20 protein-coding genes are annotated in these 25,899 nt (G+C 60.2%); 7 read left to right on the top strand and 13 right to left on the bottom strand.

The genetic code is table 11. The features are described 5' to 3' along the window. Positions 1 to 10 precede the first annotated feature (10 nt). The 10 genes from ACP3TY_RS15010 to ACP3TY_RS14965 are packed head-to-tail and all read right to left on the bottom strand — an operon-like array spanning position 11 to position 11,014. Positions 11 to 1,147, bottom strand: a complete 1,137-nt coding sequence (locus tag ACP3TY_RS15010) for a glycosyltransferase (protein WP_426617851.1) — start codon at positions 1,145 to 1,147, stop codon at positions 11 to 13. Further along, entirely contained in the window at positions 1,140 to 2,108 is a 969-nt protein-coding gene (locus ACP3TY_RS15005) for a glycosyltransferase (protein WP_400646246.1), read from the bottom strand. The genes ACP3TY_RS15010 and ACP3TY_RS15005 overlap by 8 nt, the downstream gene beginning before the upstream one ends. Next, positions 2,105 to 3,475 carry an O-antigen ligase family protein gene (locus tag ACP3TY_RS15000; protein ID WP_426617850.1) on the bottom strand — a complete coding sequence of 457 codons (1,371 nt, stop codon included), beginning with the start codon at positions 3,473 to 3,475 and terminating at the stop codon, positions 2,105 to 2,107. The genes ACP3TY_RS15005 and ACP3TY_RS15000 overlap by 4 nt, the downstream gene beginning before the upstream one ends. Then, positions 3,472 to 4,563 (bottom strand): glycosyltransferase family 4 protein, encoded by a 1,092-nt coding sequence (locus ACP3TY_RS14995; protein WP_426617849.1) that lies wholly within the window; start codon positions 4,561 to 4,563, stop codon positions 3,472 to 3,474. The genes ACP3TY_RS15000 and ACP3TY_RS14995 overlap by 4 nt, the downstream gene beginning before the upstream one ends. Then, a complete protein-coding gene (locus ACP3TY_RS14990) occupies positions 4,560 to 6,152 on the bottom strand; it encodes a GumC family protein (protein ID WP_426617848.1) in 1,593 nt (530 codons plus the stop codon). Before ACP3TY_RS14990 ends, ACP3TY_RS14995 begins: the two co-directional genes overlap by 4 nt. A 16-nt stretch (positions 6,153 to 6,168) precedes the next feature. After that, positions 6,169 to 7,194: a polysaccharide biosynthesis/export family protein gene (locus tag ACP3TY_RS14985; RefSeq protein ID WP_426617847.1), complete on the bottom strand. Its 1,026-nt coding sequence runs from the start codon at positions 7,192 to 7,194 to the stop codon at positions 6,169 to 6,171. 21 nt (positions 7,195 to 7,215) lie between these two features. Continuing rightward, on the bottom strand, positions 7,216 to 7,863 hold the full coding sequence (locus ACP3TY_RS14980; RefSeq protein WP_426617846.1) for a CpsD/CapB family tyrosine-protein kinase: 648 nt from the start codon (positions 7,861 to 7,863) through the stop codon (positions 7,216 to 7,218). Beyond that, positions 7,863 to 8,609: a sugar transferase gene (locus ACP3TY_RS14975; RefSeq protein WP_053119140.1), complete on the bottom strand. Its 747-nt coding sequence runs from the start codon at positions 8,607 to 8,609 to the stop codon at positions 7,863 to 7,865. Before ACP3TY_RS14975 ends, ACP3TY_RS14980 begins: the two co-directional genes overlap by 1 nt. A gap of 18 nt (positions 8,610 to 8,627) precedes the next feature. Then, positions 8,628 to 9,665, bottom strand: coding sequence for an NAD-dependent epimerase (locus tag ACP3TY_RS14970; RefSeq protein WP_426617845.1), 1,038 nt, complete (start codon positions 9,663 to 9,665; stop codon positions 8,628 to 8,630). Beyond that, positions 9,662 to 11,014, bottom strand: a complete 1,353-nt coding sequence (locus ACP3TY_RS14965) for a UDP-glucose dehydrogenase family protein (RefSeq protein ID WP_426617844.1) — start codon at positions 11,012 to 11,014, stop codon at positions 9,662 to 9,664. The genes ACP3TY_RS14970 and ACP3TY_RS14965 overlap by 4 nt, the downstream gene beginning before the upstream one ends. 390 nt (positions 11,015 to 11,404) lie before the next feature. Here ACP3TY_RS14965 and ACP3TY_RS14960 point away from each other — a divergent pair, with 390 nt between their 5' ends. Next, complete coding sequence (locus tag ACP3TY_RS14960) at positions 11,405 to 13,111, top strand: sulfatase-like hydrolase/transferase (protein ID WP_426617843.1); 1,707 nt, start codon at positions 11,405 to 11,407, stop codon at positions 13,109 to 13,111. A gap of 197 nt (positions 13,112 to 13,308) precedes the next feature. On the opposite strand, the gene ACP3TY_RS14955 is transcribed toward ACP3TY_RS14960, so the two are convergent. Further along, positions 13,309 to 14,325, bottom strand: a complete 1,017-nt coding sequence (locus ACP3TY_RS14955; RefSeq protein WP_053119149.1) for a helix-turn-helix domain-containing protein — start codon at positions 14,323 to 14,325, stop codon at positions 13,309 to 13,311. Between the two features lie 71 nt (positions 14,326 to 14,396). Between ACP3TY_RS14955 and ACP3TY_RS14950 the strand changes: the two genes are divergently transcribed. Next, complete coding sequence (locus tag ACP3TY_RS14950; RefSeq protein WP_426617842.1) at positions 14,397 to 15,332, top strand: LysR family transcriptional regulator; 936 nt, start codon at positions 14,397 to 14,399, stop codon at positions 15,330 to 15,332. A 391-nt stretch (positions 15,333 to 15,723) separates the two neighbouring features. On the opposite strand, the gene ACP3TY_RS14945 is transcribed toward ACP3TY_RS14950, so the two are convergent. Next, positions 15,724 to 16,644, bottom strand: a complete 921-nt coding sequence (locus tag ACP3TY_RS14945) for a LysR family transcriptional regulator (RefSeq protein WP_426617841.1) — start codon at positions 16,642 to 16,644, stop codon at positions 15,724 to 15,726. Positions 16,645 to 16,752: 108 nt separating this feature from the next. On the opposite strand from ACP3TY_RS14945, the gene ACP3TY_RS14940 reads away from it, so the two are divergent. The 5 genes from ACP3TY_RS14940 (at position 16,753) to ACP3TY_RS14920 (ending at position 23,711) form a co-directional block, all read left to right on the top strand. Beyond that, positions 16,753 to 17,583: an AraC family transcriptional regulator ligand-binding domain-containing protein gene (locus ACP3TY_RS14940; RefSeq protein WP_426617840.1), complete on the top strand. Its 831-nt coding sequence runs from the start codon at positions 16,753 to 16,755 to the stop codon at positions 17,581 to 17,583. Between the two features lie 98 nt (positions 17,584 to 17,681). Next, complete coding sequence (locus ACP3TY_RS14935; protein WP_212546142.1) at positions 17,682 to 19,508, top strand: DUF1302 domain-containing protein; 1,827 nt, start codon at positions 17,682 to 17,684, stop codon at positions 19,506 to 19,508. An 11-nt stretch (positions 19,509 to 19,519) separates the two neighbouring features. Continuing rightward, positions 19,520 to 20,857: a DUF1329 domain-containing protein gene (locus ACP3TY_RS14930; protein ID WP_053119160.1), complete on the top strand. Its 1,338-nt coding sequence runs from the start codon at positions 19,520 to 19,522 to the stop codon at positions 20,855 to 20,857. A 131-nt stretch (positions 20,858 to 20,988) separates the two neighbouring features. Next, a complete protein-coding gene (locus ACP3TY_RS14925) occupies positions 20,989 to 22,338 on the top strand; it encodes a DUF1254 domain-containing protein (protein ID WP_426617839.1) in 1,350 nt (449 codons plus the stop codon). Beyond that, positions 22,335 to 23,711 (top strand): DUF1254 domain-containing protein, encoded by a 1,377-nt coding sequence (locus tag ACP3TY_RS14920; RefSeq protein WP_426617838.1) that lies wholly within the window; start codon positions 22,335 to 22,337, stop codon positions 23,709 to 23,711. Before ACP3TY_RS14925 ends, ACP3TY_RS14920 begins: the two co-directional genes overlap by 4 nt. Positions 23,712 to 23,795: 84 nt before the next feature. On the opposite strand, the gene ACP3TY_RS14915 is transcribed toward ACP3TY_RS14920, so the two are convergent. Next, the gene (locus ACP3TY_RS14915; RefSeq protein ID WP_426617837.1) at positions 23,796 to 25,778 is read right to left on the bottom strand and encodes an alkyl/aryl-sulfatase; all 1,983 of its coding nucleotides are present in this window, start codon (positions 25,776 to 25,778) and stop codon (positions 23,796 to 23,798) included. Positions 25,779 to 25,899: the final 121 nt, after the last annotated feature.

The raw sequence follows: 25,899 nt of genomic DNA, 5'->3' as shown, positions 1-25,899 counted from the left end.
TTCAGTCCTTTTAACGGTTCTGTTCGGGATTCCACTGGGCATACCGCTGACCGCGCAGGAACTGCCACAGGCCGAGACTCATCCCGGCGAGGGTGACCAGCAGAAACGCAGCGAGGCGGAAGGGTTTTGGCAAACGGTGTTGCGAATCCAGCAGCCCGGCAATCGCGATGGCGTAGCCGATCAGTTGCGCGATCAGGGCGAGGCGGTAGAAACCGTGTTCTTGCCACAGCCAGAAGTTGCTCAGCAGCAGTGGCAACAAGAGGATCGGCGCCAGTCGGCGGATCAGTTTGTGGCTGATCAGCGCGATCGAATACAGGCCATATTTCAGCGGATTGAGCAGCTCGCGACGTTGCGCAAGGCTTTGCAAACCGCCGACGGTAACGCGCTGACGGCGCCGGAATTGTTTGTCCGCTTCATCGACACCGTGGTCGATCACCTGCGCTTCCGGCACATAGACGATGCGTTTGTGCGCCACCGGTGCGCAGGTGCTGATAAAGAAATCGTCGTTAACCTCGGCCGGCACGTTCTGGAACAACTCGCGGCGCAAGGCGAGCAGGGCGCCGTCGGCGGAGACCATGCAACCGGTGCGGTTCTCGACCCGGCGCAACCAGCCTTCGTAATGCCGATAGAGACTGTCGCCGACGCTCAAACCACCACCGGTGACCGGAATCACCATGTGCCCGGCGCAACCGCCGACTTGCGGATCATTCAACGGTGCGAGCAGGTAGCCGAGGGTTTCCCGTGACCATTGGTTGTCAGCGTCGGTGAACACCAGAATGTCGCCAGTGCTCAGCGCTACGCCGGCATTCAGCGTCGCCGCTTTGCCCTGGCGCGGCAGGTCGAGGACGGTGATGCGCGGGTCAACGACTTTGTGTGCGCAAGCCACGGTGTCGTCGGTCGAACCGTCGCTGGCGAGAATGATTTGCAGGTTTGCTGGCTGATAGTCCTGCGCCAGCAACGTGCGCAACTTGTGCTCGATATGCCGCGCCTCATTGTGTGCGGCGATCACAATACTGACATTCAGCGGCGGCGCCGGAGTGTGCCGCCAGGCCGGAAACAGCGGCGCGACCAGCGTCAGCAGCAGCGGGTAGCCGACGTAGGCGTAGACCGGTAGCAACAGGCACATCCAGAAAATGAATTCAGCCACGGGCAGGCCTCCTGGCGTTCCAATGACACAGACTCAAAATAAACGCGGCGCCGGCCAGGTGCAGACGCACCCAGTGCAGGCCCCACAATTGCAGGGTCAGGCCTATATCGTGGTGTTTGGCGCTCTGGCGCAGGCTGAGCACCAGACCCGGCAGGCTGGTGATGGCGACCATGATCGCCGCGTGATGCGGGAAGCCATCAAGCAGCGCCGAAATCGCCAGAAAATCCAGCAACCATACGAACAGCGATAGCATCGGAAAACGCAGCAGGCGCAGGCTGAAACCGTGGGTACGCAGCAGTTGCAGGTGACTGCCCTGACGCCACAATTCCTTGCCCATCCACTCGCGCCAGTTCATCTCGTAACCCCAGTGCAGGGCGACGCTGTTGTTGATCGACAGCAACCGCGCGCCCTGTTCATGCAGGCGCAACGTGAATTCCTTGTCCTCGCCGGTGCGCAGGGTTTCGTTGAAGCCACCGACCTTGTCGAACCAGCGCCGGCGCATCAACAGGTTTGCGCTGGGCAGCCAGTCGACGGCGTGCGAAGTCTGCGACGACACGCGCAAGGTGCGCCGCTGCCACGCGGTGGCGTACCACGGCGCCTCGGCGGGGGTGTGCAGATCCAACGCAAAGACATCGGCCTGGCCGCTAGCTTCCAATTCGAACAGCGGCTTCAACCAGTCTTCCGGCATTTCAATGTCGGCATCGATAAACGCCAGCCATTCACCGCTGGCGACCGCGGTGCCGCGATTGCGCAACGCGCCGATCAACAAGCCCGGCAAGACCAACACTGTCGCGCCAAACTGGCGGGCGATGTGCGGGCCTTCATCGGTCGAACCGTTGTCGACCACGATCAGTTCGCACTCGATATCAGCCGCGTGCGCGGCTTTTTGCGCAGCGAGCAGCGTGCGACCAATGTGCCGGGCTTCGTTGAACATCGGAATGACGATACTGATTCGGCTCATGCTCTGGCCTCCGTGGTCAGCGGCGCTTGCTGGGCTTTCAGACGCAGGACACTGGTCAGCGCGAGCATGATCCACACGTATTTCTGGTTCGGTGCGCTGAGGAACATCAGGAACAGCGTCAGCGACAGAAAACTCACGCCGAGGTGCGTCATCAGATCCGCCTGATACGCATCGCGGCGCAGCATCCACGCCGCCCGCGCGCGAATCAGGTTGTACAGACCGAGGGCAAGCATGCCGACAAACAACAACCCGGCAGGCACCCCGAGTTCACTGAAAATCTCCAGGTAGGTGTTGTGCGCGCGACGGTACAAGTCGCCGATTTTGCGGTTGGCGGAAAAGGCCTTGGCGTAACCGGTGGTCGCGTAATGCAGCGGGAAGGTGCCGGGGCCGGAGCCGAGCAGTGGGTTCTCGCGGATCATCTGGCTGCCAACGACGATGTACGAAGCGCGGCGGCCGAGGGATTCGTCCTGCGCCTTGGAACCGGCGCTGAGAATACTCAAGGACTGGATGCGCGCCATGTAACCGGCCGGCATCGCGTAGATCGCCAGGGGAATCACAATGGCCGCGCCGAGCATGGCAAAACCCAAGTGCCGTGGACGAATGTGGGTCAGTTGCGAACGGTAATGCCAGCAGCCGATCAACAAGCTCAGCGCCAACACCACCAGCCCGGAGCGCGATTCGGTTTTGGTCATGCCGCCCAGCAACAGCAGGCAGCAACCGCCCCAGAACAACCGGTGCAGGGTATTCGGGCTACGAATCACCAGCAGCAAACCCATCGGCACCGCGAAGGCAATCAGCATGGCGAAAGCGTTGGGGTCTTCGAGCAGGCCCGCCGCGCGGCCCTGATCCTGGAATTTGGCCGAGAACATCGCCATCGCACAGGTGGTGCTGACGGCGAGGGTGACGAGGCGGGCGAACAGGTCGAGATTAAGGTCGCGACCGATCAACAGGGTAATGACAAACAGAATCAGGCCGACGCTGAGTTCACGCAGATGCCCTAGTGACATGCCCAGATCATCGGTGTTGAGCATGCTCAAAAAGTACAGAACCATGAACCAGATCAGGTAGCGCCAGATATTGCTGCGCAGGCGCTCCGAAGGAATTTGATGCAGCGCCAGTTGCAGCATCAAAATCACCGCCAGCCCGGCACCGAGCAATTTACTCCCGGAAAACGAACTGTCCTTGAAGAAACCCTCGAACGGCACCAGTGCAGCGATACCGAGCAGGCCCCAGGTCGGCTTGCGGTACAGCACCGCAAAACCGACCAGGCCGAGCACCACTCCCGGCGCCAGAAACGGATAAGGGCTGGCCAGCAAAGCGATGCAGACCAGACCGAGCAAACTGACGATCGAGAGCGGGAAAATCATGCGCGTGCCTCCCGTGCCGTGCGGATGTACAGCTGCGACCAGCGTTCGGCCAGGGCCTTGAGGTCGTAGCGATCCTGTTGCGTGCGTTTTGCGTTGTCACGCAGTTGCCGGGCCAGTTTCGGCTCGCTCAGCAAGGTGTCGAGCTGACGGCTGAGGTCGGCGCAATCGGCGGGTGTGGCGAGCAAACCGTTGTGCCGGTGTTCCAGCACGTCGGGAATCCCGCCGACACCGAACGCCACCACCGGCACCCCGGCCTGCATGGCTTCGAGCAAAATCATCGGTGTACCTTCGGTACGCGAGCTGATCACCAGCGCATCGAGTTGCTGCCACCACGGTTGCATCGCCGTCTGATAACCCGGCAAACGAATGCGTTGCTGCAATCCGGCGTTGTCGATCCGCGCCTGCAACGCCTCGCGTTCCGGGCCGTCGCCGAGCATCACTGCGTCCAGTTGCGGATGCTGGTGACACAGCGGAATCAGCGCGTCGAGAAACAGATCCGGGCCTTTCTCGCTGCTCAACCGGCCAACGTAACCGGCCAGCCAGCGTTGCCGATCGGCATCGGGAATCATGGCCGCAGCCGCCGGCAAACCGTTGGGAATGACCTGCAATTTATCCGCGCGCACGCTGGCCTCACGGTGCAGCGTGGCGATGCTTTCCGCCACGCAGACCACCCGATCCACCGACGCCGTGCGGCACAGTTGCAGGCTGAGCCAGGTGTAAAACTTCTGCTTGCGGCTGCGCGGTGTGAAACCGTGTTGGGTGATCACCAACGGCAGGCGCAACAGCGTTGCGCCAACCCAACCGAACAACAGCCCTTTGAAATTGTGCGTATTGAGCAACGGTTTTTCCGCGCGACGCTGACGCAAGTGCTGCAGTAATTCCGCTAGTCCGGCACAACCGCGACAGTCCACCCCGGCCTCGCGAAAGCGCGCGATCAGTTCTGCTGGCGCGTCGAGGAACAGCACCTGATGCTGCCCCGGCGTCGCCAGACAATGATCCAGCAACATGCGCTCGGCCCCATAGAAACCGCCGCTGCTGAGCAAATGAATGATCGGCAGCGCGGCATTCGGGGCGGATGCGCTGCTCAATTGCGCACCCAGTGCAGGAAGCTTGGCACGGTCCAGTTCTTGTGCGGATTGCTCGGCAGCACGTTCTGGTCGTTGATCACCAACAGCACCGGAATGCCCAGCTCGTGGCTGATTTGCGCCGGGTGTTTGAAGCGGTGATCGAAGAACTCACGCACGTAGACGAAGGCAATCGCCAACAGCAACCCGGTGAGCATGCCGAATGGAATGATCAGGCCCGGTTTCGGGAACGCCGCTTCGGTCGGTTCGAACGGCGGGCTGAGCACCCGGGCGTTGGACAGGTCGTCGCTGAGCGAACGGGTGGTGCTGCTTTCGGCGAACCGCTGGGCGTAGGTTGAAAACGCGGCGTGCAGCGCATCAATCTCGGTGTCCATCTGCCGTAGCTTGCTCTGAGTCTGCTGCAACTCGTGGATGCGGTTCTTGAACTGGGCGATGCGCGCGGTTTTCTGATCGATCACCTGCTTGACCACCGCCAGATCGTTGGTGCGTTCCTGAATGCGGTTGCTCACCACTTTGAGGAACTGGCTACGGGTGCGGGCGATTTGCTCGCGGGTCAGCAGCATCGGCTCGCTGCCAGGCTGGAACACCGCCAGATCATTCATGTAGCGGCTGACCTGAGTGGTCAGTTGCTCGCCCATCTGTTTGATCTCCCGATCTTCGAACGCCACGTTGTCGACGGTGGTGGTGAAGGTGTAGGGGAAGGTGTAGTCGTTGAGCTTGTTAGTGCTCGCGGCCGCCAGTGCGGTTTTCAGGTATTCGAGCCAGCGCTGGCTCTGCAGCAGGCGATCCTGATACAGGTTGAGCGCTTGTTCTTCGGTGTTGATCGCGTTGAGGCGGAAGGTGATTTCTTCCTTCGGATCCGACGCGCCGACGCTTTCGAGCAAGGCCTGACGGTTACCTTCCAGGCCATCAAGACGCACTTGGTAGAGCTGCTTTTTCGACTCATAGAACGACTGCGGCAAGTCGATTGATTGCAGGGCCTGACGGCTCACCAGATAGTTCTGCAAGAGGGCGGCGACAAACGTCGTGCCCTGATGCGGATCAGGGAAGCTGTAGATGATCGAGATCACGTTGGAACCTGGCAGCGTTTCGATTTTCAAGCTGTCGATGGCTTGCTGGGTCAGGGCGTCGAGCGCGGTGTCACGCACCGGATCGGTCTCCAGCCCGAGCATGTTGCGCACCGGGTTGATCACGTACTGGCGCAGCGGCGAACTGACGTAGCGCTTGAACGGATCGGCCACCAGTTTGCTGAACATACCCGGCGAAGGCGTGTATTCGCCCTTGTCGCGCAGTTCGCTGATGGTCTGGCGGATCAGCGCCGGCGAACGGAGGATATTGCTCTCGGTTTCCATGTCCGCCAGCGACGGTGGAATGAACGTGGCGTTGTCCACGGTGAGCGACGTGGTGGCGTCACCCTGAGAGAGTTTTTTCGACTGCACGATCACCTGCGCGGTGATATCGAAGCTCTGTTTGAGCAACAGCGGCACGAGCAGGGCGATCACTGCAAAGATCAGGAAGACCCGTTTCACCAATTGCTTGTTGGCGAAGAAGATCCTGAAGAACTCGTGCAGGTAGTTTTCCTTTGGATTCATGTCGGTCACCTGAGAGTTAGTTGCTGTCACTGTCTTTGTTGTCGACGCGGTAGCCGAAGCTGAACCCGACGCCCTGGAACAGCACCACGTCGGCCAGTTGACGGGCGAGTTCGCCGGCGCTGGCCAGTTTGGTTTTCGGCACGTAGAGCATGTCGTCCGGTTGCAGGTAGGCGATTTGTGGCGCCTCGCCCGACAAGGCTTTCTCGACGTCGTAACGCACGGCCTGCACCTGATTGCCGTTGCGGCGCATGATCACCACCGAGTCAAGGCGTGCCTTGACGTTAGTGCCACGAGCCAGGGTCAGCGCTTCAAGCACCGAGACCGGCCGGCGGATCGGGTAGGAACCCGGTTGGCCGACTTCGCCGAGCACATAGATTTCGTTGCCGGCGGTGGACTTCAGCAGCACGTCCACGGTCATCCGGCCCGGCAGTTGCGCGTACTTCTTGTTGAGGAAGGTTTCCAGTTGATTGACGGTCATGCCTTGCAGCGGCACAGCACCGATTTCCGGGAAACTCGCGTAGCCGTCAGTGCCGACGGTGATCTCGCGGCTCATGCCGGTGGCCGGGTGATTCAGCGCGCTTTTCAGGTTTTGCTCATTGGTCAGCGGGCTGATGATCTGCACGGTCAATTGATTGCGATTGGGCTGGAACAGCTGTTTGCGCTGATAGGCACGCTGGATTTCTTCGCGAGCCTGATCACTGGTCAGCCCGGCGATTTTCACCGAAGTGTTGGCGCCCGGCAGTTCGATGCTGCCATCCGGCAGCACCAATTGATTGCCGTTGAGCTGGCTGGCGGCGGTGAAGTTCAGGCCGATCTGGTCACCCGACTGTACGCGGTAAGCGTCCGAGCCGCTGGTGCTGATATGGAAGATCACGTCGAGCACATCCTGCGGGCGCAGGGTCTGCTCGATCTTCGGCATATCCGTCGCTTGGGCGTTGGCCGGCGCGGCGGTGAGGATATTCACCGGCATGTTTTGCGTTTCAGAATTGCTGGAGCAACCCGCAAGCGGCAGCAACAGCAGGACAAGAATTTTGGCGTTCATGGCGTCATCCTTCGCGGTTGCTTACAGGTTTTTGTAAAGCCATTTGGGCATGTAGTACTTGCGCCGGTTGAACACGCTGCCGACCACATTCGCGCCAGCCTGCGTCAGCCGTTGCACGGCGGCCTGAGCGACTTCCCAGCGGGTGTCTTCAGCGCGCACCACGAACACCACGCCATCGACCTGAGTGCTGATCACCAGGGTGTCGGCGGCGGAATACACCGCGTCGCCGTCGATCACGACGAAGCGATACTGGCTGCCCAGTTGATCAAGCAACGGGCTCAGACGCTCGGCGGTCAGGTGCTCCATGGTGCGGATCGGCCGGCCATTCGGCAGTACGTGGAACGGCAGGCTTGAGACCTGCACCACGCAGTCCTGCAGCAGCGGCGGGTTGTCCGGGTTGAACAGCAAGTCACGCAGGCCGCGCTCTTTGCTCAGGTTCAGCTGCTGCGTCAGATTGCTCGCCGACTGGCTGGCGTCGACCAACAGCACCTGGCCGCTGCTCATTTGCGCCAACTGGCTGGCCAGCGCCAACGCACTGGTGGTGGTGCCGGCGCCCGGGTTGGCGGCGGTCAGGAACAGGATCCGCAGATCAAGATCCAGCACGGTCGAGGTCAGGTTCGATTCGCTGGGGTTGGCAATGCTCAGGCTTTTGTTGGTTGAACCGTCCATTAGCTTGCTCCGTGGCCGCTGAATACTTTGAAGGGGGTTTTCAACAGAATCTTCAGATCAAGCAAAAGGCTCTGCTCGGCGATGTAGCTGAGGTCCAACTCAACGCGCTGGTCGAAGTCGATGTTGCTGCGCCCGGAGATCTGCCAGAGGCCGGTCATTCCGGGATAAATCGCCAGACGGGCGAGGTGACTGTCCTTGTAGCGATAGGCGTTGAACGAGGTCGGACGCGGGCCGACCAGGCGCATGTCGCCGGTCACTACATTGATCAGGTTGGGCAGTTCATCGAGGCTGGTGCGCCGCAGAAAACCGCCGATACCGGTGATGCGTGGATCCTGATCAATCTTGAAGTCGATGGCGTCGGCACCGTGCTTGTTCAGGTGGCGCAGCGACTCTTTCAATTCTTCGGCGTTGGCGACCATGGTGCGGAATTTGTACATGCCGAACTTGCGACCGCGATAACCGGTGCGTTTCTGCACGAACATCACCGGGCCTTTGCTGGAGTACTTGATGGCCAGCGCCAGCCCGAGCAGCAGCGGCGAAATCAGCAGCAGAATCATCAGCGCACCGAGGCAAGCGACCACGCGGTTGGTGCGCGACAGTTGCCATGGGCGACCGCCGTCACGGCCGGTGAACCAGCCACGGCCCTGACGATGAATCGCTGCATCGAGGCGCATTCGCTGCTCCGGATCCATGCGTTTATCACGCTGCAGTTGTTGGATCGGTACACCTTTTTCATGTCCAGTCATAAAGTCCTCCGCTGATGTTCAGCCGCGAGCGGCGCGTGGGCGATAGGCAGTCGGGTAGTAATCGCGAAACCATGCGATGAAGCGTCCAAGTCCTTCGTCCAGCTCTATGCGTGGCTGGAACCCGGTGGCCTGGGCCAGATCGCTGGCGTCGGCACAGGTGTTGAGCACGTCGCCCGGTTGTAGCGGCAGCAGCTCGACAATGGCGTTCTGGCCGAGGTGTTTTTCCATCAGCGCCAGATAGGTTTTCAGCTCGACCGGGTGTTGCCCGCCGATGTTGAACAGCCGCCACGGCGCCATGCTGCTGGCCGGGTCAGGCTGCTCGCGATCCCACAGCGGTTGCGTTTGTGGTGGGCGATCGGTGAGACGGGCAATGCTTTCGATGATGTCGTCGATGTAGGTGAAGTCGCGTTGATGCTCGCCGTAATTGAACAGCTTCAGTGGCTCGCCTTCGCTGATCGCCCGGGCGAACTGGATCGGCGACATGTCTGGCCGGCCCCAAGGGCCGTACACGGTGAAAAAGCGCAGGCCGGTACAGGGAATGCCGAATAGATGGCTGTAGCTGTGCGCCATCAGTTCATTGGCTTTTTTAGTGGCGGCGTACAGCGACAGCGGATGATTGACGCCGTCCTTCACGGAGTAGGGCGTGTGCTGGTTGGCGCCGTACACCGAACTCGACGAGGCGTAGATCAAGTGCTCGACCGGGTGATGCCGGCAGCTCTCCAGAATGTTGAGGAAACCATTGAGGTTGCTGTCCAGATACGCCCGTGGATTTTCCAGCGAATAACGCACTCCGGCCTGCGCCGCGAGGTGAATCACCACTTGCGGGCGTTCACGGACAAACAGCGCTTCGATGGCCGAGGCATCGGCCAGATCAACCGTCGCGAGCTGGAAATCGCCGACCTGCTCACGCACCCATTGCACGCGGTCGTGCTTGAGTTGCGGGTCGTAGTAGCTGTTGAAATTATCCAGGCCGACCACCGAGTGGCCGTCGCGCATCAGCCGCAATACGCAATGAGCGCCAATGAAACCGGCCGCACCGGTGACCAACACCTTCATGGCCGTGGTCCTTCGGGGGCGATATGGCGCAGGCCGATGCCGCTGTAATGCAGGCCGGCGGCGGCGACGTGTTCCGGGTTGTAGAGGTTGCGGCCATCGATGATGACTTTCGAGCGCAGCTTTTCGGCGAGCAATTCGAAATCGACCACGCGGAAGTTTTTCCACTCGGTGCAGATCACCAATGCATCGGCGTCTTCAAGGGTGTCGTCGCGGGTGGCGCACAGGTGCAAATCGTTGCGGTAGCCGTAGATGCGTCGGCATTCGGACATCGCTTCCGGGTCGTAAGCCTGCACGCTGGCGCCTTCGGCCCACAGTGCATCCATCAGATAACGGCTCGGGGCTTCGCGCATGTCATCGGTATTCGGTTTGAACGCCAGGCCCCAGATCGCAATGGACTTGCCGGCCAGCCCTTGCGGGAACTGTGCTTTGAGTTTGCTGAACAGGATGTGCCGCTGCAGGTCGTTGACGTCGGTGACGCTGCGCAGCAATTTCAGCGGCATGCCGTTGTGTTCGGCGGTGTGCAGCAGGGCGCGCAGATCCTTGGGAAAGCACGAACCACCGAAGCCGCAGCCCGGATAGATAAAGTGGTAACCGATGCGTGGGTCGGAGCCGATGCCTTTGCGCACGGCTTCGATATCGGCGCCGAGCAGTTCGGTGAGGTTGGCCAGCTCGTTCATGAAGCTGATACGCGTGGCGAGCATCGCGTTGGCGGCGTACTTGGTCAGCTCGGCGCTGCGGTTGTCCATGAACATCAATTTTTCGTGGTTGCGGCAGAACGGCGCGTACAACTCGCTCATCTGCTCGCGGGCCGCTTCGTCGCGGGTACCGACGATGATCCGGTCAGGGCGCATGCAGTCGGCGAGGGCGCTGCCTTCCTTAAGGAACTCAGGGTTGGAGACCACGCGCACGTTCAAAGCGGTTTTGTCGCGTCGCTGCAGTTCACTGTTGGCTGCGGCGAGCACCTGATCCGCCGTGCCGACCGGCACCGTCGATTTGATGATCAGCGTGCGATCAGCCTCCATGAACGAGGCGATTTGCCGGGCGACGTTGAGCACGTGGCTCAGGTCAGCAGAGCCATCCTCATCGGCCGGCGTGCCCACGGCGATGAAGATCAGCTCAGCGTGTTCAACCGCATCACTGGCCTGGGTGCTGAACAATAAGCGCCCGGCCTTAATGTTTTCTTCCAGGGTGCTGGACAAACCCGGTTCACTAATCGGAGGAACTGCTTGTTGCAGTTGCTTGATTTTATTCGGATCAATATCCACGCATAAAACGCGGTGTCCAACATCGGCAAGTGCTGCTGCTTGTATCAGGCCAACATAGCCCGTACCAAATACGCTCACGTCCATATTGGCGTGCCTCGTAAGACGGTGGAAAGAGTTCGAAATGAGACTGTCAAAAGGGGTATAGCGCAGGGTGAGAAAAGCGTGTCAGCAAAATGACATGTTGCACCTGTATAACAGGCCCATTTTTGGGGGCGAATGGCCATCAAGTGCTTGCTATTGCTGGATTTGTCCCGTTCTTGACGCTTTTTTCACAATTCCATTAATGCGATAAACGGTCGCAGGCCGCGAAATTAGAGGCTTGCAGCAACTGGAGTGTGTCAGATTTGAGTCAACGTTTTTTTGACGCTTTAGGGAAAAGTCAGCCATTTCTTGCGCTTTGATGGCCGGGTGCTAGTGTCAGTTTTTGACCGACAAAACCTTGACCCTTTGCCGTTTCGCGTGACCGGAAAAGCCATGTTTCGATACCTGAAAGAACTGCTTTTAATTATTTATCTGCTGCTTTATTGCGAATATTACATTGAGCGGTTAAATGCTATCGGCCTCGGTTTTCCTGTACTTCTTTTTGGCGCGATGTTTTTGGCGCTTACTTTAGCGTTATATCTAACGGCCTATATACGCCAGACACTCATACGACATCTATTCGCATTGGCAATGTTTGCCTCGGCGGTGTTTTTTGATGTCTATACCCGCGTTACCGCGGATTACCTGAACTACAGCAGCTTCGTCTCGCTGGTCTATTCCGGTGGCTTCATTCAGGAGGCGGCGTATCAGTACCGCGACGCGATCCTGCGCGGGGTGCTCAGTGGGCTGTTGTTACTGTTCGGCATCGGCCTGAAACCTCGGCATGCGCTGGTGGTGCCGAACGCCTTGCGCGTGGCCGCGCCGATTTGTGGGGTTTTGCTGCTCAGCGCCGTGCTGTTTTTACGCGCGGGCGAGGGCGCCCGTGGCTTGCCGATCATGTACACGCCGCTGGCCTATCTGAACCTGTTTGCCTATGAGGCGCTGCACAACACCGTCGGCCCGCGTGAACCAGTGACGCTGGCGCGCGCCTCGCAACCGGTCGGCCATGACATCGTGCTGATCATCGACGAAAGCATCTCCGGCAATTACCTCGACATCAACGCGCCGTTCGGCGTGCACAGCAACCTCAAGCAGGCGCATGCTGGCGTCGACATTTTCAATTATGGCTACGCCGCGTCCATCGCCAATTGCAGCGCCGACACCAACGTCACCCTGCGCTACGGCGGCACCCGCGCTGATTACATGCGCATCAACAGCACGCTGCCGTCGATCTGGCAGTACGCGAAAAAGGCCGGTTTGCGCACGGTGTACATCGACGCTCAGCGCACCAGCGGCAATCTGCAGAACCTGATGACCGACACCGAGAAAAAGGACATCGACGAATTTGTGCAATTCGACAAGACCAGCGTGCGCGACCGCGACATGGCGGCTGCGGCGAAGCTGATCGAGCTGCTCAACGACGACAAAGCGGAGCTGGTGGTGATCAACAAGGTCGGCGCGCATTTTCCGGTGCACGACAAATACCCCGATGCATTCATGGCGTACCGCCCGACGTTGCCGCGCGGTCAGTTCACCGAGGTGGCGGATACTGGTGAGCGCACCGGTTTCAATGGCCAGCCCGATGATTGGGTGCTGTACCGTAATGCCTACAAGAACACCGTGCTGTGGAACGTCGGCGAGTTTTTTGCGCGGGTGTTTGCGCAGGCCAATCTGAACAATGCGTTGCTGATTTATACGTCTGATCATGGCCAGGATTTGCATGAGCGCGGCAATCCCGGGTTGAACACCCATTGCGGCGGCGATCCGGTGGAGGAGGAGGGGCTGGTGCCGCTGGTGGTGATACAGGGCAGCGATCTGAAAACGCTGAACTGGTCCGCGCAGTTGGCGGAGAACAAGGATCGCTCCAGCCACTACAACATTTTCCCGACGCTGTTGCAGTTGATGGGGTATGACCTGGCAGGGGTTGAGGCGGTGTATGGCAAGCCGCTGAGCGTGGCGACGGGCGATGAGTTCACGTTTAACTACCGGTTTAATGCGCGGCTGGGGGCGAAGCCGGAGTGGAAGCATATTGATTTGGGGAGCATTGTCACGCCGACGCAGGCGCCGGCGAGTGTGGCGGCGGGGCAGCCCTCACCCTAACCCTCTCCCGGAGGGAGAGGGGACTGACCGAGGTGTTTGTGGGCGCTGCACCGACTTAAAAGACCGAGTCGAACTCAGGCCTTGAACAGCATTCTGAGGTCGGCAGCCTTGAAAGATCGCAGCCTTCGGCAGCTCCTACAGGAGAGCGCATTTCCATGTAGGAGCTGCCGAAGGCTGCGATCTTTTGATCTGGCTTTTCAATTTTGCCAGCGAGCCCGATAAACCCCCGGCGCACACCCCAACCATCTCAAACACGCGCGGTTGAAACTCTGCACATCGCTATACCCCAACCGATCCGACACCTCGACCAACTCCAGCTCTCCGGCCTGCAATAAATCCTCAGCCCGATAGCGCCGATACTCATCCAGCAATTCGGAAAAACTCCAACCCAACGCCTTCAAGCGTCGCGCTGCCGTGCGTTCGATCAAATGCTGCGCCGCACAAAACTGCTTCCAGTCCGCCGCTGCGAGATCCTCGATCAAGTAATCGCTGAGCTGCTCCAGCAACGTCGATTCGCTGTTACGCCGCGTTTGCTCCAGCAACTCCACCAGCGTCTGTTCCAGCCCCTGATTGCCCGGCGTCAGCGCCGCGACAAACAGCTGTGGATCCAGCCGAATCGCCAGATAAGCCTGCTCGCCCAGCACCGGCGCCCGAAAGGCGCGCTCATGTTCCTCGCTACTCGCCGAAAGCAGCGTCACGCCTACAACAGGATCACGCCCCAAACCGCTGGCGAGCAATTTGCGCCGCAACATGCTGCACAGGCTGACCAGAATGTAATCGGCAATCGGCGCCGCCGCGCGCAGGCTGCCGGTTTCGACCAGACGTAATTCCACGCGGTCATCCTCACGCACAATCTGCGCGTGGAAATGGCCGTTGAAGAAAGGGAAGAAGCGCACGAAATAAGCGCAGGCACTTTCCAGCGACACCGCGACATCGAACAGATAGGTCAGGCCATTGGTGGCCGTCGAGACAAAGCGCCGTCCCGCCGCCAGACCGATCAGCGGGTCGCCGGTCTGCTCTAGCGCGAACGCCCAGAAGCGTCGCGACAGCACCAGCGGAATGCGCATGAACGGCGTGCGCAAATCGAACAGGCTGCGATGAAATTGCGCTTCGATGGCGTCCTGCGGGATGCCGCGCGCGAGCAGTTCTTCGATGGCCGGCAGCAGGGTCGGCGCGTAAAAGGCGTTGGCGGGCGGCTGATTGATTTTTGTCATGTAGGGCTCACCGCTTGATTCGGGACACTGGTTAGGCTGGCCGACGTTAAGCGATTTGCCGGAGCAAGACCATGCTTGATTTACGCCAGCTCGACCTCAACCTGTTGCTTGCCTTCGACGCGATCTACCAACAGCGCAGCGTCACCCGCGCCGCCGATGTGATGAGCCTGTCGCAACCGGCGATGAGCAACGCGCTGCGGCGCCTGCGTGAATTGTGCGGCGATCCGCTGTTTATCAAGAGTCGTCTGGGCGTGACGCCGACGCTGGTCGCGCATCGGCTGGCGGACTATGTGCGTGCGGCGCTGGAGTCGTTGCGTGATGGGTTGCGGATGATCCCGGCGGCACGGCAGAACAACCCGTTGCTGCGCATCAGTTGCCTGGATTGCCTGCAACCGGTGCTGCTGGATGCGCTGCTTGAAGCGCCGCATGCCGATTGGCAAGTGCGCTATTTCCAGCCGCGCCGACGTGATGCGTTGCAGGAACTGGCCAGTGGCAAGCTGGATATTCTCATCGACATTGATCAGCCGTTGGCCGGGTTAAGCGGTTTGCATAAACGTACGCTGGCGGCGGATCACTATGTGTTTGCTTACGGTGCTGCGTTGAAAGAGCCGCCGCGCACCTTGCAGGCATATTTGCAGCAGCCGCAGATTCAGGTGTCGAGCCGAAGGGACGGCTTGAGTCCGGTGGATTTGCAACTGGGGCTTAAAGGACTGCGCCGTACGATCGCGGTGACCACACAAAGTACCCTGGCAGCGAAGCTGATTGCGGATCGTCAACCGTTTGGCTTGAGTTTGCCAAGTCGGGTCGCCAGCGCATTGGGTTTGCAGCAAGCGCCGCTGCCACTGGAGGATGCGGTGGAGCTGAAACTGGCGCTGTACATCGAAGCGCGATACCGCTTCGAGCGCAGTCGCGAAGAGGCCATGCATTGTTTGCTCAATGCCCTCGGCGAGACCCAGCAAATCCCCGCGAAAACCCAGCACTTGTGGGAGCGCGCGGGCTCACGATAGTGGGGCAGCCTCCAGTTTTCTTAATGCAAGAATGCGATCAACTGTAGGAGCGAGCCTGCTCGCGAAAGCGGTATGTCTGGCAGCGCGATGTTGAATGTGCCGGCCTCTTCGCGAGCAGGCTCGCTCCCACATTCGACTGTGTTCTTTCTGCCGGAATGCAATCCCCTGTGGGAGCGAGCCTGCTCGCGAAAGCGGTATGTCTGGCAGCGCGAGGTTGAATGTGCCGGCCTCTTCGCGAGCAGGCTCGCTCCCACATTCTCCTGCCGGAATGCGATCAACTGTAGGAGCTGCCGAAGGCTGCGATCTTTTGATCTTGATCTTGAAAAACAGATCAAAAGATCGCAGCCTTCGGCAGCTCCTACAGGTGCACGAAAAGGAGATCGACGTTGAATTAGTGGTTGGCCGCGAGCAGGCGTTGGTCGACGCTGAGGATCGCGTCAACCATCGCCCGCGCCGCCGGGGTCATGGAGTAGCCGACGCGGCTGACGATGCCGTATCCCAATTGCAGCGCCGGGTCGTTGCGCGGCACGTCGATGAAATCGAGCAGATGAATCAGCCCTTGATCGACCTGCTCCCGCAACGCCTCAAGCGTCGCCAGACCAATCGCATCAGAGCGCAACACCACCCGTTGAATCGCATCAAACTGCGCGCATTCCACGCTCGGATTGAAATCCGGTTCGCCCAGAATATCCGCGAGGATCTTGCGAATCATCGGCGGAATCCGCGTGCCCACCACTGGATAATCCAGCAGCGCGCGCAACTTCAAACCCTTCTGCCCGGCCAGCGGATGCCCGGCCCGGCAGAAAAACCGCCCCGGTCGCGTGCGCAGCAATTGCACGTGATACTGCGGATCGCCGACGAAATAGCGCGCATCCGCCACCAGAAATTCGATCTGCTGCTCACGCAACCACAGCGACAATTGCTGCCAGTCACCCTGATGAAAACGCGTGCGAATCGCCGGGTGCGCCTGAATGAATTCCGCCAGCGCTTCCGGCACCAGCACCTGCGCCGGGTACGGCCCGCAACCGAATTGCAGTTCGCCGCCGGTGAGGCCGTTGTACTGGGTCAATTCGTTGTGCAACGCCTGACTGCCCGCGAGCAAACGCCGCGCATGCTGCAGCACCAGTTCACCCTGGCCAGTGAGGCGAAACTCGCGGCTGCTGCGCTCGACCAGTTCGCAATCGAGGTCACGTTCCAGCGTCTGAATGCTGCGGCTAAAAGCCGGTTGGCTGAGGTTGATCGCTTCCGCCGCGCGGCCAAAATTGCGGTAGTCGGCGAGGGCCACGAGGTGGCGAAGCTGGCGTAAATCCATCATGCGTCTCCTGCATTCTGCGGATACTTTTAATGCATTGGATCGATAGCACGTTGACTGGCATAAGTACACGCCTGTCCCTCGGTAAACGTCGCTATGTCGCATCCCATGTTCGCTTCCAGCGCCTTCACCCGCACCATTCTCGGCCACGCCGAACAGTCTGGCCTGTGCCCGCAAACCCTGCTGGCACGGGCCGGAATCTGCGCATCGGCTCTCGACGGTCACGACCAGCAAATCCCCGCGCACGCGGTCGAGAAACTATGGTTTGAATGCGAGCAGGCCGGGGCCGCGCCGACGTTCGGTTGTGAATTGGTCAACGGTCTGGCGACCACGTGTCTGCAAGGCCTGAACATTCTGCTCGACTCGGCGCCGACGTTGCGCGCCAGCCTCGATTGCTTTGTGGCGTTTGCGCCGCGCGTGACCAATTACGTCGCGGTCGAGTTGCAGGCGTCAGGCGATGACGCGCATTTGCACCTGCGACCGGTGCAGGGCCAGGCCCATCACTTTGGCCTCGATGCAGCAACGATTACCTTGGTGCGCAACATCGCCCGGCGATTGGGCAAGACGCCCGATGCAGTGTTCGTCGGCGTCACCTTGTGCCCAGCGCAAGCCGCCGGACACTGGCTGCACAACAACGGCATTCGTGTTGAACAAGGCGCTCATCCGCGCCTGACTCTGAAGCGCTCAACCCTCGAAGAACCACTGCTCGGCGCCAATCCGTTTCTGCACCAGAGCATGCTTCGCCACTGGCAAACCGAATCCTCCGCGCCGAGTCGCAACGACAGCCTGGAACTGGCGCGGCACTGGCTGACCGCTGGTGATCAACCGATCGAACGCATCGCCGAACGGCTCGGTTATCGCCAGCCGAGCAACTTCATCCGCGCCTTCCGCAAACAGTTCGGCATCACGCCGAAGCAATTCCGCCTCAATCCGCTGTAAGCACGCCGATGATTGGTTTTTGTCAGCCATCGCTTGTGTGTCAGCGCTGAGGGTTGGGCACCGTGTCAGTGCTGAGCAAACCTGACCGGAGCCCAATAATGATAAGAAAAAGCTCGGTTACGCCCCAAGTCCGTCCGCGACTTGCCCGGCGTGGCCACCCCCGTACGCAACCCCTGACCCTGGCGATTCTCGCCGCACTGTCGAGCCCCGGCTACGCCACCAGTTTCGACCTCAACGAAGACTGGAGCCTATCGACCAAAACCACCCTGACCCTGGGCAGCAGCTGGTCGACGCAGAACCCCGACAAAAGCCTGATGACCCGTGCCAACGCCTTGCAAGCACAAGGCGTGCGCGCCAATGGCACCAGCGTCAGCGCCGACGATAACCGGCTGAACTTCGAGAAGGGCGATCCGATCTCGCAGAACTTCAAAGGCCTGACCGATTTCAGTCTCGATGGCCAAGGGCAGGGCGCGTTCATTCGTTTCAAATACTGGTACGACCACGCCTACGAAACCCGCAATGGCCGCTTCAAGGATTTCGACGATTCGGGTTGGGATGACCTGAGCAAGTTTCAGGGTTTCAAAACCCTCGACGCTTACGTCTGGAAGGACTTCCAGATCGCCGATCACCCGCTGAACGTCAAGGTCGGCAATCAGGTGTTGTCGTGGGGCGAATCGCTGCTGATCCAGAACGGCATCAACGTGATCAACCCGTTGGACATTTCCGCCTTCAACCGTCCCGGGGTGGAAATCAAAGAAGGCCAGTTGCCGGTGGAGATGATCTCGTTCAGCTTCGGCCTGTCCGACACTCTCAACCTCGAAGGCTTTTATCAGTACAACTGGCGCGAAAGCGCACTCGACGGTTGCGGGACTTTTTTCGCTTCCAGCGATGCGATCCAGAAGGGTTGCGGGCCGCTGTACCTGAGCCAGGTGCAGACCGATCAACAGATGCAAGCCGCCGGTTTGTACGCTTATTCGCGCGGCAACGAATCGCCGTCGGACAACGGCCAGTTCGGCTTCGCTCTGCGCAATATGATCCCGGCGTTGAACGATGCCGAAGCGGCGATCTACTACATCAACTATCACTCGCGGCTGCCGTATTTCACCCTCGATGCGCGCAACACCTCGCTGCCCGGCACCTTTCCCGGCGGCATCCAGGCGCCGAGCTACGCAGCGGCATTTCCGGAGAACATTCACCTGTACGGCATCAGCCTCAACGGTGTTGAGCCGATCAGCGGCATCTCGCTCGCGGGTGAGTTGAGCTATCGGCCAAACATGCCGCTGGCGATCAATGCGCCGGACATCAACGTCGCGGTGATCTCCGGGCCGGGTGGTAATTCGTGGGTCGATCTGCCGCCGGGTTTCAACACCAATGCCGGCAGCCGCTACGACGGCTGGGTGCGCAAAGGCGTGTGGCAGATGACCGGTTCGGCGACGCAGGCTTTTGACAATATCCTCGGCGCCACGCGTTTGAGTCTGTTCGGCGAGGCCGGCGTCGTACACATCGACGACCTCGGCGACGAACGTCTGGGCCGCAACGCCGCGTTCGGTCGCAGCGCCCCGCGCAATGGCTCAGCGTGCAACACCGTGGCGTCGGGCGTGACCAATCAGTACTGCACCGACAAAGGTTTCGCCACCGAGTGGTCGTGGGGTTATCGCCTGCGCGCGAGCCTTGAATACAGCGACGTGTTGCCGGGGATCAATTTGATTCCGGCAGTCAACTGGCGCCATGACGTCTCGGGCTATTCCTACGATCCGCAAGGGCCGTTTCAGGAAGGTCAGCAAGCCCTCGGCCTCAGCCTGACCGGCGTCTACATGAACGATTACAGCGTTGAACTGGCTTACAACACGTTCTTCGGTTCCAACGATTACAGCACCCTCGATGACCGCGATTTTGCCTCGGTCAGCTTCAAGGCCGACTTCTAAGGAGATCCCTCATGCGACTGCAATTGTGTGTACTGGCGCTGGCCTGCAGCGTCGGACTGGCGCAAGCCAAAGGTAACGATCCGGCACCGCTGGGCAAAACGTTGACGCCGATGGGCTCGGAGATGGCCGCGAATGCCGACGGCAGTATTCCGGCGTGGAGCGGTGGTCTGGCGAGCAACGCCGGCACCGTCGACAGCAAGGGCAGTTACAGCGATCCGTATGCGGCGGAAAAACCGTTGTTCACTGTCACTGCGCAGAATCTGGCGCAGTATCAGAAGTTTCTCAGCCCCGGGCAGATCGCGTTGTTCAAGCGCTACCCGGACAGCTACAAGATGAACATCTACCCGACTCATCGCAGCGCCAATCTGCCTAAAGATGTGCTGGAACAAAGTCGCGGCAACGTCGCGAAAACCAGCATGGCTGACGGCGGCAACGGCTTGCACGACTATGCGCGCGGCATTCCATTCCCGCTGCCGACCGAAGGTCTGGAAGTGATGTGGAACCACATGACCCGCTATCGCGGCGGCAGTTACGAGCGCATCAGCAGCTCGGCATTGGTGCGCGAAAACGGCGCGACCAGTTATGTGCGCAACCAGTCGCTGATCAACTTTGCCGACACGGTTTCCGGGCTGGAACCGGGCGCCAATACGCTGTTCCTGTTCAAGAGCCGCGTGCTTGAGCCGGCACGTTTGTCCGGTGAAGCGGTGCTGGTGCACGAACCGATCGACCAGGTCGCCGAGCCGCGTTCGGCCTGGCAATACCTGCCGGGGCAACGCCGGGTGCGTCGCGCGCCGATGATCGCTTACGACAACAGCGCGCGCTACAGCAACGGCCTGATCACCGCCGACAACATCGACGGCTACAACGGCGCGCCGGATCGTTTCGACTGGAAGCTGATTGGCAAACAGGAGCTGTTCATCCCCTACAACAGCTACAAGATCGGCAGCCACGCGCTCAAATACGACGAGGTGATCAAGCCCAATCACATCAATCAGGATCTGGCGCGCTACGAGAAACACCGGGTGTGGGTGGTGGAAGCCACGCTCAAGCCAAACGCCCGGCACATCTACGCCAAACGCCGGTTTTATGTGGACGAAGACAGTTGGCAGATTGCTCAGTCCGATCAGTACGACAGCCGTGGCGAGTTGTGGCGCAGCGGTGAATTGCACGCGATTCAGCAGTACGACCATGGCTTCACCTACAACGTGCTGGAGACGTCCTACGACCTGATTGCCGGGCGCTATTACGCCGGCGGCCTGGCCAACGAAGAGACCCAGCCAATGCGCGTCGGGTTCGCGGCGAAGACCGACGACTACACCCCGTCGGATCTGCGGCGTTGGGCTAAATAACCTCTCACCATCACACAACCCCTGTAGGAGCTGCCGAAGGCTGCGATCTTTTGATGTGGTTTTTCAAGATCAAAAGATCGCAGCCTTCGGCAGCTCCTACAGGGGATTTGTTTTCTGTCTGGAGATTGTTTATGCGTCACTGGATTTGTGCTCTAGCGGTCGGCGCCAGCCTCGGCACCGTTCACGCCGCTGACCTTGATGTGAGCCAGGCCAAAGCCCTCGCACAAGAGGCTTACGTCTTCGCCTACGCCACCGTCGAACACGACAAAGTGCTCACCGCGATCAATGCCAAACTGCCGTTCAATCGCCTCTACAGCGAACCGCGTCTGCTCGGCCCGCAAGACAACAAAGTCGTCTCGCCGAACAACGACACCTTCTATTCTCGCGCCTTGCTCGACCTGCGCGCCGAGCCGATGGTGCTGCAAGTGCCGGCGATCGAGGATCGCTACTACAGCTTCCAGTTGGTCGACCTGCGCACCGACAACCTCGACTACATCGGCACCCGCGCCACCGGCAATCAGGCCGGGCGTTATCTGATTGTCGGGCCGGACTGGAAGGGTGCAGCGCCGACGGGTTTCAACGGCGTGATTCGTTCGCCAAGTCGCGTGGTGTTTTTGCTTGGGCGCACCGAAGTCAAAGGCGAGGCCGATCAAAAAGACGCCGCCAAAGTGCTGATGGGTTATGCCCTGCAGCCGTTGTCCCGCGCCACCAACAGCGTTGCACCTGACGCACCTGCGCCGTTGCATCTGCCGACGTATCTGGACACCAAACACGGCGAAGCGCAGGCCCTGTTCAACACCTTTAATGCCTTGGCACCGCTGCATCAATGGACGCCCAGCGAGCAGGCCAAACTCGCTCGATTCGCCGCGATTGGCGTTCTGCCCGGCAGCGCGTTCGCCCCGGCCGACAACCTTCGCCAAGCCATCGCAGAAGGCGCTGAAGCCGGCCGCGAGCAGGTTCGCGCGGCCTCCAGCCAACTGTCGAAAGATCAGAACGGCTGGTTTCCATCACCGACCAACATTGGCAAATTCGCTGACGATGACCTGACCCGCGCTGCCGTCGCCTGGCGCTACATCTACGCCAACGACGCGGTCGAAGCGGTTTACCCGATGGCCCTGCACGATGCCGAAGGCCAGTTGCTCGACGGTCGCCAGACCTATCGTCTGCATTTCCCCGCCGGGCAGTTACCGCCGGTGCACGCCTTTTGGTCACTGACCCTGTACGACGGCAAAACCCAATTGCTGGCGAGCAATGCCATCGGGCGTTACGCCTTGGGCGATCGCAGCGCCGATTTGCACTACGACGCCGACGGCGGCCTCACGCTGCTGCTGCAACCGGACGCGCCGGCACAGGCCGAGCAAGGCAACTGGCTGCCGACGCCACAAGGCCCGTTCAACCTGCTGCTGCGTTTGTACCTGCCGAAAGCCGCTGCGCTGGATGGCAGTTATCAGTTGCCGACGATTGCGAGGGTCGAGCCATGAGTCTGACGATCAATCGTCGCCAGATGTTGGGCGGTATGAGTGTGCTCGGAGGCGGGCTGATGATGCCGCGCTGGTTGCTGGCCGATGAAACCCAAGCGGTCGCGCAAGAGGCGTGGATCTACGCTTTTCCGATGCTGATGCATTACCAGACGATGGAAAAACAACTGCTTGATCCGAGCGCGGCGGAGTACGTCGGCGGCTTCAATCGTTTTCGCCATTACAGCCAGCTCTACACCCCGGCCAATCGCGAAATCGTCACGCCGAACAACGACACGCCTTACTCCTGGGCCTGGCTCGATCTGCGCACTGAGCCGCAAGTGTTGAGCGTGCCGGCGGTGGATGCCGATCGTTATTACGTGCATCAACTGGTCGATCAGTACACGCATAACTTTGCCTATGTCGGCGTGCTCAGCACCGGACGCGAGGCGGGGGATTATCTGATCGCCGGGCCGAACTGGCAGGGGCCGACGCCGAAGGGCATCAAAGCCGTGCTGCGCAGCGAAACTGAGATTGTCATGCTGCTCGGGCGTACCGGATTGAAGAACGCCGACGACATGCCGGCAGTGCGCGCATTGCAGCAGCAATACCGTTTGCGTGGGTTGCATGAATACAGCGGCAGCCCGGGCCCGCTGGCCGCGCCGGCGATTGACTGGCCGGCGTGGGAGAGCAAAACCGGGTTGGGGCCGTCGTTTATCGCAGTGCTTAATCAGATCCTCGCGCTGTGCCCGACTCAGCCTGCAGAACAAGCATTGCGCGAACGCTTCGCACGGATCGGCATTGTGCCGGGGCAGGCTTTTGACTTCGCCGCGCTGCTTGTCGAGAGGCAGCAAGCGATCGCCGCCGGAATCAAACAGGCGCAAGCGCAGTTGCAACAGACCGCCGCGCAAACACGCTCCACGCTTGGCCTGTTTGGTAACCGTGAGGCGATGCATGGCAATTATCTGAATCGCGCGGTCGGGGCGTATCTGGGGATTTACGGCAACAGTGTTGAGGAGGCGTTTTACACCGGTAGCCGTCTGGATAATCAGAGTCAGCCGTTGCAGGGCGGCCGGCGTTATCGCCTGCGTTTTGCACCGGGGCAATTGCCGCCGGCCAGTGAGTTCTGGTCGCTGACGTTGTATGACTTGCCGGATCGGCAGTTGGTGGCGAATCCGCTTGATCGGTATTGTTTGAGCAGTCGCGATCAATTGCAGCGCGATGCGGATGGTGGGCTGACGTTATGGATGCAGGCGAATTCGCCGGGGGCGGGGCAGGAGAGTAATTGGCTGCCGACGCCGCAGAACGGCGCGTTTAACGTGATTTTGCGCTTGTACGGGCCGAAGCAAGAAGTGGTTGAGCAGAAGTGGCGGATGCCGGTGGTTGAGGTTATTTAGAAGCAAAAGATCGCAGCCTTCGGCAGCTCCTACAGAGGAATGCAATCACCTGTAGGAGCTGCCGAAGGCTGCGATCTTTTGACCTTAAGGCGTAACGATATTGAACTGCGGCCCAAACGTATCCAGGCTGCCCATCAACTCGCCCAGTTTTTTCCCGTTCCCCTGCAACTTGATCAAGCCTTTCTGCATCGCCGTCGGGAAATCCAGTTGCTTGAGGCTGATCTTCTCCAGCGTGTCTTTGCTTAAACTGACACTCGCATCCGCCGCTGGATTGAGCCCGGCCCGATGCGTCAGCACACCGTTGCGCAAGGTCAGATTAAAGTCTTTCTGCAAGTCCTCGAACGTCCAGTTCAACGTCAGGTCATGATTCACAGCCTTGTCGCTGTCCAGCCGCACCGCCAGATAATCAAAGAACATTTCCGGGCTCATCGCCCGCACCATGTCCACCGACACCGACGTGCCCGCATGGGGCGGCACGCCGTTGCGCAGTTCCATCGCGCCAGTCAGGTACATGTTGCGCCAGGTGGCGTTCTCGCTTTGATAACCCAATTGCTCCAGCGTCTCGGCCTGCGCTTTGTGTGCGTCGGCGTTGTCCGGCTCGGCGAATAACAACTGATTGCCCAACTGTGCCGCCCAGCGATAGTCACCGCTGGCCATGGCTTTGCGCATTTTATCGAGCACTGCCGCGCCGCCGCCCATGGCCTCGACCGTGCGTTTGGCGGTGTCCACCGGCGGCAGCGGATTGAGGTTGGCCGGGTTGCCGTCGTAGAAACCCATGTAGCGCTGATACACCGCGCGGGTGTTGAAACTCAGCGAACCGTAGTAGCCACGGGTGTACCACTTCTGGTCGAGCGAGCCCGGCAGTTTGGTGATGGTATCGGCGATTTCCTGTGGCGTCAGGCCCTGGTTGAGCAGGTGCAAGGTGCGGTCATTGAGGAACGCGTACATGTCGCGCTGATCGGCAAGGAACGTGCGAATCCGCTCGCCACCCCAAGTCGGCCAGTTGTGTTGGGCGAACAGCACGTCAGCCTTGTCGCCGTAGCGCGCCAGGCTGTCGTCGAGGTATTGCGACCAGGCCTTGGCGTCACGCACTTGCGCGCCGCGCGGGGTGAGGACGTTGTGCATCATTTGCGTGGCGTTTTCGGCCATGCACAGGGCTTTCAACTCCGGCAGATACATGTTCATTTCCGCCGGCGCTTCGGTGCCCGGCGTCAGCTGGAACTCGAATTGAATGCCAGCGATGGTGCGGGTTTCCAGTTCCTTGGTGATCAAATCCGTCGGCGGGATCAGCGTGACCGTGCCGCCGGTTGGCGAACTCTTGCCCAGACCGGCATCGACCTGACCGTTTTCACCGCGCGGCAACAGGCTGCCGAACTGGTACTGCGCGCGACGGCTCATGGCGTTGCCGGCCATCACGTTTTCGCTCATCACGTGCTCCATAAACCCGGCCGGGGCGAACACCTTGACCTTGCCGGCCTTCACATCCGCCTCGTCGATCACCCCGCGCACGCCGCCGAAATGGTCGACGTGGGTGTGGCTGTAAATGACGGCGACCACCGGTTTGTGCGGACGGTTGGCGTAGTACAGATCCAGCGCCGCTTTGGCGGTTTCGGCCATGGTCAGCGGGTCGATGATGATCAGCCCGTCGTCACCTTCGATGATGGTCATGTTGGCGAGATCGAGGCCGCGCACCTGATACAACTTCGGGCTGACTTCAAACAGACCGGCGTGCGCATTGAGCTGGGCCAGACGCCACAGGCTCGGGTTTACCGACTCCGGCGCTTGATCCTTGGCGAGGAAGTCGTAGGCCTGCACGTCCCAGATGACCTTGCCGCTGGCGTCCTTGATCTGACCCTTGAACGGCGCGATCAGGCCTTTGCTGATGGATTCGAAATCGGTGCGGTCGCTGAAGGGCAGTTGCTTCACAACAGCGGCGTTGCTGGCGATGGTCTGTGCGCTGGGGGCGACGGGGGCGACGGGCGCGTCGGCGGCGAGCACCGACTGGCTCAGACACGCGGTGATCAGGCAGGCCAACAGGCCGCGGGGGCTCAAAGTGAAACGTTGCATGGCGTCTCCGGTTTTTATCGTTATGGGTGAACCAGTTTCAGAGGGTAGGGCGGCGCTCTGGCGCGGCGGTGATCGTCAACGGACAAAAACCATTCAGGGCCGCTATCCTTGGCGCAGGTTC

Source organism: Pseudomonas rustica (assembly GCF_049959085.1).
GTDB lineage: Bacteria > Pseudomonadota > Gammaproteobacteria > Pseudomonadales > Pseudomonadaceae > Aquipseudomonas > Aquipseudomonas rustica.
Note: the sequence above shows the minus strand (reverse complement) of the source record. Positions and strands in the feature narration are given on the sequence as shown.